At 67.5% G+C, this 11,484-nt stretch carries 11 protein-coding genes; 2 read left to right on the forward strand and 9 right to left on the reverse strand.

What is annotated here, in order from left to right; all coding sequences use genetic code 11:
* Positions 1–72 precede the first annotated feature (72 nt).
* The 6 genes from pheT to GDR74_RS15250 form a co-directional block, all read right to left on the reverse strand.
* Positions 73–2,496 (reverse strand): phenylalanine--tRNA ligase subunit beta, encoded by a 2,424-nt coding sequence (gene pheT, locus GDR74_RS15225; RefSeq protein ID WP_152587090.1) that lies wholly within the window; start codon positions 2,494–2,496, stop codon positions 73–75.
* 13 nt (positions 2,497–2,509) lie between these two features.
* Positions 2,510–3,592: a phenylalanine--tRNA ligase subunit alpha gene (gene pheS / locus GDR74_RS15230; protein WP_152587091.1), complete on the reverse strand. Its 1,083-nt coding sequence runs from the start codon at positions 3,590–3,592 to the stop codon at positions 2,510–2,512.
* Between the two features lie 175 nt (positions 3,593–3,767).
* A complete protein-coding gene (gene rplT / locus GDR74_RS15235; protein WP_152587092.1) occupies positions 3,768–4,139 on the reverse strand; it encodes a 50S ribosomal protein L20 in 372 nt (123 codons plus the stop codon).
* A gap of 39 nt (positions 4,140–4,178) precedes the next feature.
* Entirely contained in the window at positions 4,179–4,379 is a 201-nt protein-coding gene (gene rpmI / locus GDR74_RS15240) for a 50S ribosomal protein L35 (protein WP_152587093.1), read from the reverse strand.
* Positions 4,380–4,606: 227 nt separating this feature from the next.
* Positions 4,607–5,128 (reverse strand): translation initiation factor IF-3, encoded by a 522-nt coding sequence (gene infC / locus GDR74_RS15245; RefSeq protein WP_246179627.1) that lies wholly within the window; start codon positions 5,126–5,128, stop codon positions 4,607–4,609.
* 149 nt (positions 5,129–5,277) lie between these two features.
* Complete coding sequence (locus GDR74_RS15250; protein WP_152587095.1) at positions 5,278–6,474, reverse strand: glycosyltransferase family 4 protein; 1,197 nt, start codon at positions 6,472–6,474, stop codon at positions 5,278–5,280.
* Positions 6,475–6,570: 96 nt separating this feature from the next.
* On the opposite strand from GDR74_RS15250, the gene GDR74_RS15255 reads away from it, so the two are divergent.
* Positions 6,571–7,317, forward strand: a complete 747-nt coding sequence (locus GDR74_RS15255) for an alpha/beta hydrolase (RefSeq protein ID WP_152587096.1) — start codon at positions 6,571–6,573, stop codon at positions 7,315–7,317.
* A 60-nt stretch (positions 7,318–7,377) separates the two neighbouring features.
* On the opposite strand, the gene GDR74_RS15260 is transcribed toward GDR74_RS15255, so the two are convergent.
* The 3 genes from GDR74_RS15260 to argH form a co-directional block, all read right to left on the reverse strand.
* Positions 7,378–7,644: a BQ00720 family protein gene (locus GDR74_RS15260; protein ID WP_152587097.1), complete on the reverse strand. Its 267-nt coding sequence runs from the start codon at positions 7,642–7,644 to the stop codon at positions 7,378–7,380.
* A gap of 24 nt (positions 7,645–7,668) precedes the next feature.
* Entirely contained in the window at positions 7,669–8,103 is a 435-nt protein-coding gene (locus GDR74_RS15265; protein WP_152587098.1) for an Hsp20 family protein, read from the reverse strand.
* A gap of 175 nt (positions 8,104–8,278) precedes the next feature.
* Positions 8,279–9,679, reverse strand: a complete 1,401-nt coding sequence (argH, locus tag GDR74_RS15270) for an argininosuccinate lyase (RefSeq protein WP_425486930.1) — start codon at positions 9,677–9,679, stop codon at positions 8,279–8,281.
* A 206-nt stretch (positions 9,680–9,885) separates the two neighbouring features.
* Here argH and GDR74_RS15275 point away from each other — a divergent pair, with 206 nt between their 5' ends.
* Positions 9,886–11,484: an ABC transporter substrate-binding protein gene (locus GDR74_RS15275; RefSeq protein WP_152587099.1), complete on the forward strand. Its 1,599-nt coding sequence runs from the start codon at positions 9,886–9,888 to the stop codon at positions 11,482–11,484.

Here is an 11,484-nt window from a genome sequence, read left to right on the forward strand (position 1 = left end):
CGGCATCGCGCCCGTCATCCCCATTCCCGGAACACGTCCGGGGACGGCGATGACGCACAGGAGCGAGGGCCGTTACCCGCGCAGCACCGCGCCGGTCTTCTTGCCGACCTCGGCGACGATCTTCGCGGAGACGGCCTCGATCTCGCTGTCGGTCAGCGTCTTATCCGTCGGCTGGAGGGTGACGGCGATCGCGACGGACTTCCTGCCCTCCTCGATCCCCGGCCCCTCGTAGACGTCGAACACGTTGATGCCCGCGATGAGCTGGCGCTCGGCCGCCTGGGCGGCCTTCACGATGTCGCCCGCCGCCACGTCGCGGCCGACCACGAAGGCGAAATCGCGGGCGATCGGCTGGAAGTCGGACAGCGTCAGCTTCGGCTTCATCTTCGTCGGCTTGGCCTTGGGCGGCGGGAGCGCGCTCAGGTCGATCTCGAAGGCCACCAGGGGGCCCTTCACGTCGAGGGCCCGGAGGATCTTCGGGTGGATCTCGCCGAAGGCGCCGACCACGTTCCTGGGCCCGAACTGCAGGGTGCCCGAGCGGCCCGGGTGGAACCAGGACGGTCCGCCTGCGACCACCTGGAGACCGCCGGCGGGAACGCCGAGGGCCGCCAGGAGCGACATGGCGTCGGCCTTGGCGTCGAAGGCGTCCACGGACGACGCGCCGCCGTCCCAGTGCCGGCCGACGCCCTCGGCCCGGGCGGTGCCCCTGCGGATGGCGGCGGCCTTGATCGACTGCCCCTCCGGCTCGTCCGAGGCGAAGGTCTGACCGACCTCGAAGAGGGCGACATCGCCGAAGCCGCGATCGGCATTGCGCTGCGCGGCCTTCAGGAGGCCCGGCAGCAGGCTCGGCCGCATGTCGGACAGGTCCGCCGCGATAGGATTGGCCAGCGCTAGGCGGCCGCTGCCGCCGCCGAACAGTTCGGCCTCGTCCCTGGCGATGAACGACCAGGTCACCGCCTCCACGAGGCCGCGGACCGCGAGCGCGCGGCGGGCCAGGACGGTGCGCTTCTGGATGAGGGTGAGGATCGGCCTGGCCACCGCCGCCTCGAGGCGCGGCATGGGCCGAGGCGCGATGCGGTCGAGACCGGCGACGCGTATGACCTCTTCCACCAGGTCCGCCTTGCCCTCGATGTCGGGCCGCCAGGACGGCGGCACCACGTCGACCCGCTCCCCGGAGCCTTCGACCGCGAACCCGAGCTTTTCCAGGATCCGCCGCGATTCGTCGGGCGCAAGGTCGAGACCGGACAGGCGCCGCACCTCGGACCAGGGGAAGGAGACGACGCGGCGGGTCTCCGGGATCCTGCCCGCGACCACGGCCTCGCTCGGCTCGCCGCCGCACAGGTCCATGACCAGCTTCGTCGCAAGGTCGAGCCCCGGCACCGTGAAGGCCGGATCGACGCCGCGCTCGAACCGGTAGCGCGCATCCGTGATGATGCCGAGGCGCCGGCCCGACTGCGCAATGTTGAGCGGATCCCACAGCGCCGATTCGATCAGCACGTCCGTGGTGCCCTCGTCGCAGCCGGAATGCTCGCCGCCCATGATGCCGGCGATGGACTCGACGCCGCCCTCGTCGGCGATCACCACGTTGCCCGGATCGAGCCGGTAGGTGCGCCCGTCGAGAGCGAGCACCTCCTCGCCCTCCTGCGCGCGACGCACGGTGAGGTTGCCCTTCACCTTCCTGGCATCGAACACGTGGAGCGGACGGCCCCGGTCGAAGGTCATGTAGTTGGTGATGTCCACCAGCGCGTTGATGGGCCTGAGGCCGATGGCGAGCAGGCGGCGCTGCATCCACTCGGGCGACGGGCCGTTCTTCACGCCGCGCACGAGGCGAAGGGCGAAGGCCGGGCAGAGCCTCTCGTCGCCGGGGGCAAAGGCGAGAGTCACCGAGACCGGGCACGGCCCCTTCCCGGCGATCTCCGGCAGGGTCTCGCCCTTGAGGGTGCCGAGGCCGGCCGCCGCGAGATCGCGCGCGATGCCGTGGATCGAAGTGCAGTCGGGCCGGTTCGGCGTCAGGTTGATCTCGATCACCGGATCGTCGAGCCCCGCATAGGCGGCATAGGCCGCGCCCACGGGCGCATCGGCCGGAAGGTCGATGATCCCGTCGTGGTCGTCGGAGATTTCGAGCTCCGCCGCAGAGCAGAGCATGCCCCGGCTCTCGACGCCGCGGATGGTGCCGACCCCGAGGGTGATGTTCTTGCCCGGAATGTAAGTGCCGGGCGGCGCGAATACGCTCTTCATGCCGGTGCGGGCATTGGGCGCGCCGCAGACGACCTGAACGGGCGCGCCCTCGCCGGTGTCCACCATGCACACGCGCAGGCGGTCGGCGTTCGGGTGCTGCTCGGCGGAGATCACGTAGGCGACCTTGTAGGGCGCGAGCGCCTTCGCCTTGTCCTCGACTCCCTCGACCTCCAGGCCGATGCGGGTGAGCGTCTGCACGATCTCGTCGAGGGACGCCGCGGTGTCGAGATGGTCCTTCAACCAGGAGAGGGTGAATTTCATCGTTGCTCTCCTCTTACGAAGTCAGTCCGCTGACGAGGGACGGGATGTCGAGCGGGCGGAAGCCGTAGTGGTTCAGCCAGCGCACGTCGGCCTCGAAGAAGGGACGAAGGTCGGGCATGCCGTATTTCAGCATGGCGATGCGGTCGATCCCCATGCCCCAGGCGAAACCCTGGTACTCGTCCGGATCGAGGCCGCAATTGCGCAGCACGTTCGGATGGACCATGCCGCAGCCGAGAATCTCCAGCCAGTCCTCGCCCTCGCCGAAGCGGATCTCCCCGCCCTTGCGCGAGCACTGGATGTCCACCTCCGCCGACGGCTCGGTGAACGGGAAGAAGGAGGGGCGGAACCGCATCTTCACCTGGTCGACCTCGAAGAAGGCCTTGCAGAACTCCTCCAGCACCCACTTCATGTGCCCGATATTGGCCTGCCGGTCGATGACGAGCCCCTCCACCTGATGGAACATGGGCGTGTGCGTCTGGTCGGAGTCGTGCCGGTAGGTCCGGCCGGGAATGACGACGCGGATCGGCGGCTTCTGCGACGTCATGGTGCGGATCTGCACCGGCGAGGTGTGCGTGCGCAGCACCTTGCGCTCGCCCTTCTCGTCGGGGGCGAGGAAGAAGGTGTCGTGCATCTCGCGGGCCGGGTGGCCTTCGGGGAAGTTGAGGGCCGTGAAGTTGAGGTAGTCGGTCTCGATGTCCGGCCCCTCGGCGACGGAGAAGCCCATGTCGGCGAAGATCGCGGTCAGCTCCTCGATCACCTGGCTGATCGGGTGGATGCGGCCGCGGGTCTCCGGCCCCTCCTGCACGGGAAGCGTGACGTCGATGCGCTCCGCCGCGAGACGGGCGTCGAGCGCGGCCTCGGCGAGCACTTCCTTCCGCGCGGCGATGGCGCTCTGCACGCGGTCGCGCAGGCCGTTGATGAGCGGGCCGCGCTCCTTGCGCTCCTCGGGGGTCATGGAGCCGAGGGTCTTGAGCAGCTCGGAGACGGAGCCCTTCTTGCCGAGGGCGGCCACCCGCACGGCTTCCACCGCCGCCTCGTCGCCGGCGGCCTCGACCTGGGCGAGCAGGTCACGTTCGAGTTCGTTGAGATCGGTCATCGGTCCCTTGCCAGAATTCAAGCGCTTGAGTGAGGCGCGGCGCGGGAACCGTCAAGCCGTCCGAGCCGCGAAATGGCAAAGCGGCAGCCCTCGGGCCGCCGGTGCGGAGGGTCTCGGTGGCGGGAACGGGGGCGCGGCCGGCTTCACGCCAGCCGCGCCGGAGCTAGGCTGTCCGTTACGCGGCCTGCTGCTGCGGCAGCGAAGCCTTGGCGCGCTCCACATAGGCGGCGAAGGCCGCCGGCTCGTGGATGGCCATCTCGGACAGGACCTTGCGATCGACCTCGATCCCAGCCTTGCCGAGACCGTCGATAAATCGGGAATAGGTCAGGCCGTGCTCGCGCACCGCCGCGTTCAGGCGCTGGATCCAGAGGGCGCGGAAGGTGCGCTTCTTGTTCTTACGGTCGCGATAAGCATACTGCATGCTCTTCTCGACCGCCTGCTTGGCGATGCGGATCGTGTTCTTGCGGCGGCCGTAGAATCCCTTGGCGGCCTTCAGAACCTTCTTGTGCTTGGCATGGGCGGTAACGCCCCGTTTGACGCGGGCCATCTAAAAACTCCTTCAAAATCCGGGATGTGGAAGTCCGCCTCAGCCGTTCGGCAGGAAGTACTTCTTCACGTTGTAGGCGTCACCCGCGAACAGGGTGGTGGTGCCCCGCAGGTTGCGGATCTGCTTGTTGGTCCGCTTGATCATCCCGTGGCGCTTGCCGGACTGGGCGTAAACGACCTTGCCGGTGCCAGTGATCTTGAAGCGCTTCTTGGCGCCCGATTTCGTCTTCAGCTTGGGCATTTGGCTCTCCTTTGGTCAGGCCCGCAGGGGCGGCAAGCCGCCTCGAAGGCCCTGTCGTTGCTGCTGCGAGCAAGACGAACCGCCACGGCAGCCCTATCCGGCCGGGCGGTTCGGTGAAGGCCGGCTTATGGCAGAGGACGGGGGAAAAAGCAATGGCCGCCGGAGGGCCGGCGGCCGGAATTGCAGGCGCACCCCGGAGGGTGGGAACCGGAACCCGCCGGCGCCGGTCAGCGCGGCGCCAGCACCATCACGACCTGGCGGCCCTCGAAGTTGGGCTCCTGCTCGACCTTGGCGAGGTCGCCCACGTCGGCCTTCACGCGCTCGAGGACCTTCAGGCCGAGATCCTGGTGGGCCATCTCGCGGCCGCGGAAGCGCAGGGTGATCTTGACCTTGTTGCCGTCCTCGAAGAAGCCCTTCATGGCCTTCATCTTGACGTCGTAGTCATGGTCGTCGATGCCCGGGCGCAGCTTGATTTCCTTGACCTCGACGGTCTTCTGCTTCTTGCGGGCCTCGGCCGCCTTCTTCTGTTCGAGGAAGCGGTACTTGCCGTAATCGAGGATCTTGCAGACAGGCGGGGAGGCGTTGGGGGCGATCTCGACGAGGTCGAGGCCGGCATCCTCGGCGATGCGCAGGGCATCGAAGAACGGCATCACGCCGCGATTCTGGCCGGTTTCGTCGATCAGCTGAACTTCGCGAACGCCGCGAATGTCCCGGTTGGCGCGCGGCCCCTCCTTCTGGGGAACCGGCATGGATCTCATTGGTCTGCGAATGGCTCGTATCTCCTGTTGTGCGGCCCGACAGCAGCCACGGGGCGTCCAGCCCTCCCGACTCCCTATCGGTTCCGCGAATGCTCTGACATTTCGCGCAAACGTGCGCGAAGTCAACTCGTTCTGCGGGGTTAATGCCCTTCCAGGAGGGCGGAATAAACATCGAGGGTGCTCGCCACCATCCGCTCCAGGGAGAAGTGGCGCTCCACATGCGCCCGCGCCCGGTTCCCCAGGGCGATGCGCGCGCTGGCTCCGAGGGACAGGGCCTCGCCCAAGGCCGCGGCCAGGGCGTCCGCGTCACCCGGCGGGATGCGCCAGCCGGTCCGCTCCTGGGGCGACACCGCCGGCGGCGACAGGACGGTCTCCGGCACCGCGCCGAGATCGGAGACGACGACCGGGGTGCCCATGGCCTGCGCCTCCACCGCGGAGCGGCCGAAGGCCTCGGGCTCCGTGGAGGGTACGGTGACGACCGCGGCCGCCAGGAAGGCCGCCGGCATGTCGGTGCAATGGCCGACCCGGCGCACGACGCCGGCAAGCCCCCGCGCCTCGATGAGGGCGTCCAGCTCCTTCACATAGGAATCGCGTCCCTGCGGATCGCCGGCCAGGATATAGGCCACGTCGGAGATCCCCCGGTCCCGCAGCCTTGCGGCCGCCTCGATCAGGACCCTCTGCCCCTTCCAGCCCGTGAGGCGGGCGGCGAGCAGCACCATGCGCTCGTGGGGCGAGACCTTCCAGGCCTTGCGCAGGTTCTCGACCCGCTCCGGCGCGACGGCGGAGGGAGAGAAGACGGAGAAGTCCGTGCCCCGGTGTATCACCCGGATGCGGTCCGAGGCCTGCGGATAGAGGGAGCGGATGAGATCGCCCGTGTAATGGGAGTTGGCGATCACCGCATCGCCCCGCGCCATCACCGAATTGTACAGCACCTTCACCGAGGAGCGGCCGGAATAGCTGCCGTGATAGGTGGTGACGAAGGGAAGGTTGAGGGAGCGCGCCGCCCCCAGGGCGACCCAGGCGGGCGCGCGCGAGCGGGCATGGACGAGGGCGACCCGCTCCTGGTGGCAGATGCGGGCAAGGCGCCTCACATTGAGGAGCATGGAGAAGGGGTTCTTCGTCGCGGCCGGAAACGGCACCCAGATGCCGCCCTTGGCCTGGAGCTCGCCCACCAGGCGCCCTCCCTCGGTCGCGACCAGGGCGCGGGCGCCCGCATGGGCCAGCCCCTCGGCCACGTCGACCGTGGTCCGCTCGGCGCCGCCGGCCTCGAGTTCGGGAATGATCTGCAGGATCGTCCGTCCCGCCAGCGGGTGGATGCTGGACGACGGGAACGGCACCCCCCCGCCGGATCGCCTTGAAACGTTCACCGATGTAAGAGCCTTTTCCAGGAGATGACCGAACGTTGCTTTAAAGCAGTTGAGGATGAGTTAACCATGCAGCATGCCGTCGCCGGTGCGCATCACATCGCCGTTCTCGTCCGCGAGGGCAAGGGGCCGCCCGTGGTCTGGCTCGGCGGGTTCAAGTCGGACATGCGCTCCACCAAGGCGGAGGCCCTGGATGCCTGGGCCGCGCGGACCGGCCGCGCCTTCATCCGCTTCGATTACAGCGGCCACGGGGAATCGGGCGGCGACTTCATGGAAGGAACCATCACCCAATGGCTCCAGGACAGCCTCGGCGTCCTGGAGCGCCACGTGCCGGGCAGGCCGGTCCTCGTCGGCTCGTCCATGGGCGGATGGATCGCGCTCCTCGCCGCCCGGCATCTCGTCGAAGCCTCGCCCGCGCGGACGCCCCTCGGCATGGTGCTGATCGCCCCGGCGGTGGACTTCACCGAACGACTCATGTGGGACCGCTTTCCGGAGAGCATCCGGCGCGCCATCGAGGAGAAGGGGGTCTATCACAGGCCCTCGGCCTATTCGCCCGATCCCTACCCGATCACGCGCAAGCTGATCCAGGACGGGCGGGAGCACCTGCTCTTCGGGGCGCCGATCAGGACCGGCTGCCCCGTGCACATCCTTCAGGGCATGGAGGATCCGGACGTGCCCTGGGGCCACGCCCTCACGCTCGTGGAGCATCTGCCGGGGGACAGCGTGTCCCTCACCCTCGTCAAGGACGGCGATCACCGCCTCTCCCGGTCCGAGGACCTGGACCGCCTCGTCCGGGCCGTCGAGGCGATCGCGTGAGGGCGGCTGCGGACCGGGTTCCGCCGTTCGCCGGGTCGGATCCCCGGTCCTGCGCATCTGTCAATGGAGGCTCACCGTCTCGAGATCGTGCGCCCACGCATTGGCAACCGCTGCGTCGCGGGTATCGGTCAGAAGGATCGGCTCGCCGCTGGCGGACAGGAGGGCGAACAGTTTCAGCCCCGGCTGAAGATGGGGCGCCTGCGGGAAAAGCCGCGCGATGTCGTCGGACAGGACGGGCTTCACATAGGCCATCCGGCCCTCACCGAAAGCGGCCAGTTCGGCCTTGTCGAGGAGCCCGCCGTTCTGGATCTTGGTGTTGTCGTTCATCAGGACTCTCCTTGGCGGATGCCGCTACGCCTTGTCCGGGGCGTTGATGTCGATCTTGCGGACGATCCGTTCCGGCTCGGGACGCGCCAGATCGATCGACAGAAGCCCGTTGGACAGGTCGGCCCCCAGCACCTCCATGCCGTCGGCAAGGAGGAATGCGCGCTGGAACTGCCGGGCGGCGATGCCGCGATGCAGGAAGTGTCTTGCCTTGTCCTCGATCTGCCGCCCCCGGATCACGAGCTGGTTCTCCTCCAGCGTCACCTCCAGCTGTTCCCGGGTGAAACCGGCGACGGCAAGGGTGATTCGAAGGCGTTCGGGATCCTGCGCGGTCCGCGCAAGGCGTTCGATGTTGTAGGGAGGATATCCGTCCCCCGCGGCCTTCGCCACCCGGTCGAGCGCCTGCTCGATCTCGTCGAAGCCGAGGAGGAAGGGATGCCCGAAGGGCGATTGACGCGACATGTTCGAAGCCCAAGGTTCAGAGGCACTTCGTTGGGTTTGAGCCCGCCGGTGCGGCGCTCAGGCGCCCGTTTCCGGGCGCCGACCTCAATATGGAGGCTGCCCCGGCCCGCATCAAGACCTTGGCCGGAGAAGGCGCGGCCCGCCGTTAACCCTTTGTTGCGGAAAGCCCTTTTTCTCAGACCCGCTCCCGCCACCAGGCGATCTGCTCGGCCACGCGCGCCGGGGCGGTTCCGCCGAAGCTCGTCCTCGAGCGGACGGAATTCTCAACGCTGAGTACGTTGTAGACGCCTTCATGAATCCGCGGCTCGACCGACTGCATGACGGCGAGCGGCAGATCCTGGAGCAGGCTTCCCAGTTTCTCCGCCTCGGCCACGATCCGCCCGGTGATGTGATGGGCGTCGCGGAAGGGAATGTTCAGGCTGCGCACCAGCCAGTCGGCCAGGTCCGTCGCCGTGGAGTAGCCGGCCCCCGCGAGGGCCGCCATGCGCTCCGGCACCGGCTCCAGGTCGCGGATCATGCCCGTGGTGGCGGCCAGGACGAGCTCGAGGGTATCGGCCGCATCGAAGAGCGGCTCCTTGTCCTCCTGGGTGTCCTTGGCATAGGCCAGCGGCAGGCCCTTCATGACCGTGAGCAGGGTCATGAGCGAGCCAAAGATACGCCCGGTCTTGCCGCGCACCAGCTCCGCCGCGTCGGGATTGCGCTTCTGCGGCATCATGCTGGAGCCGGTCGTCCAGCGGTCCGGCAGGCGCACGAAGCCGAAGGGCGCCGACATCCAGATCACGATCTCCTCCGCCAGACGGGACAGGTGCACCGCGCAGATCGCGGCGGCCGACATGAATTCCAGGAGGCTGTCCCGGTCCGAGACGGAATCGAGGGAGTTGCGGGTCGGCCCGTCGAACCCGAGGGCCTTCGCGGTCATGTGCCGGTCGATGGGAAAGGAGGTGCCGGCGAGCGCCCCCGCCCCGAGCGGGCTCTCGTTGAGCCGCCGGCGCGAGTCTCGGAACCGGCCGCGGTCGCGGCCGAACATTTCCACGTAGGCCATGAGGTGATGGCCGAAGGTGACGGGCTGCGCGCCCTGGAGATGGGTGAAGCCGGGCATCACGGTCGCCGCGTGCGCCTCGGCCTTGTCGAGAAGCGCCCGGATGAGATCCGTGAGCTGCGCCTCGGCCCGGTCGTGGGCGCTGCGCACCCAGAGGCGCACGTCGACGGCGACCTGGTCGTTGCGGCTGCGGGCCGTGTGGAGGCGCGCCGCCGGATCGCCGACGATCTCGCGCAGCCGGCTCTCCACGTTCATGTGGATGTCTTCGAGCGCCTTCGAGAAGGTAAAGGAGCCGGACTCGATCTCCGCCTGGACGCGCTGGAGGCCCTGGTGGATGGCGTCGCGGTCGCTCTCGGAGATGATCCCCTGTTTCGCCAGCATGGCGCTGTGCGCGATCGAGCCCTGGATGTCCTCCGCGGCCAGGCGCCTGTCGAAATCGATGGAGGCGTTGATGGCTTCCATGAGGGCGCTGGGCGAGGACGAGAACCGCCCGCCCCACATGACGTTCGCACCCGACTTCTTGGCTTCTTCTGACACGATGTTTCACCCGGACGTTTCGGCCAGAAGCCTTTGCCACAGATCGCGGCCCAAGGCCAAGCCGCATTGACAGGACGCCCACGCTTTACGCATGGTGCAGCACCCTTACCACTTCAAAACCAGTGACGAGACTCGACAGCGCCCGTCCGATCTGCATTCTTAACGCCGCACAACAGGCGCAGACAGCGCCGCAAGGGAATTGGCCAATGAAACACCTCCCAAAGAAGCTTCTCCTATCGGCAGCGATGGTCGCCGCCATGGCGACCTCCTTCTCCGCCGTGAAGGCGGCGACGCCGCCGGACACCCTGGTCCAGGCCTGGCAGAGCGACGACATCATCTCGCTCGACCCCGCCGAGGTCTTCGAGTTCAGCGCGTCCGAGATCATGGGCAACACCTATGAGCGCCTGATCCAGTACGACATCACGGACGTGTCCAAGATCTCCGGCCAGGTCGCCGAGTCCTGGACGGTCTCGGACGACGGCAAGACCTACACGTTCAAGATCCGCCCGAACAAGAAGTTCGCCTCGGGCAACCCGCTCACCGCGGAAGACGTGGTGTACTCGCTCCAGCGCGCGGTCATCCTCGACAAGTCGCCCGCCTTCATCCTCGGCCAGTTCGGCCTCGACAAGAACAACGTCAAGGACAAGATCAAGCAGACCGGCCCGCTCGAGCTGACCTTCGAGGTCGACAAGCCCTACGCCCCGACCCTCGTGCTCTACTGCCTCGGCAACTCGGTCGCCTCCATCGTCGACAAGAAGCTTCTCACGCAGAACGAGAAGGACGGCGACTGGGGCTACAACTGGCTGAAGACGCACTATGCCGGCTCCGGCCCGTACATCATGCGCGACTGGAAGGCGAACGAGGTCCTCGTCCTCGAGCGCAATCCGAACTACGAGCAGAAGACCCCGCTCGCCCGCGTGATCTTCCGCCACATCAAGGAAACCGCGAGCCAGCGCCTGCTGCTCGAGAAGGGTGACGTCGACGTTGCCCGCAACCTGAACCCGGAAGAGATCGACGCCGTCGCCAAGAACCCGGACATCAAGATCCAGAGCGCTCCGAAGGGCACGGTCTACTATCTCGGCCTGAACCAGAAGAACCCCAACCTCGCCAAGCCCGAGGTTCGTCAGGCTCTCAAGTATCTCGTGGACTATTCGGCCATCGCCGACACGATCATGAAGTACAAGGGCGTGGTTCACCAGAACTTCCTGCCCAAGGGCTTCCTCGGCGCCGTGACGACCAACCCCTACAAGCTCGACGTGGCGAAGGCGAAGGAACTCCTCGCCAAGGCGGGCCTGAAGGATGGCTTCTCCGTCACCATGGATACCCGTTCGACCGCCGAGATCATGGGCATCGCCCAGGCGATGCAGGCGACCTTCGCGCAGGCCGGCATCAAGCTGGAGATCCTGCCGATGGACTCGAAGCAGGCTCTCACCAAGTACCGCGCCCGCCAGCACGACATCTACATCGGCAACTGGGGCTCGGACTACCAGGACCCGAACTCGAACGCCGACACCTTCGCGGCGAACGACGACAACTCCGACAATGCGAAGGCGAAGCCGCTTGCGTGGCGCAACGCCTGGGATCCGGGCCCGCTGACCGCCAAGACCCGCGCCGCCGTCATGGAGCGTGACGCGGAGAAGCGCGCGCAGATGTACAAGGAACTGCAGAAGGCGGTTCTCGACGATGGTCCGTTCGTGATCTTCCTGCAGCAGACCGAGGTCGCCGCCGTGCGCAAGAACGTGCATGACTTCATCCTCGGCCCGTCCTTCAGCGACAACGACGTGTCCAAGACGAAGAAGAACTGA

The sequence above is a fragment of the Microvirga thermotolerans genome, from assembly GCF_009363855.1.
GTDB classification, from domain to species: Bacteria; Pseudomonadota; Alphaproteobacteria; order Rhizobiales; family Beijerinckiaceae; genus Microvirga; species Microvirga thermotolerans.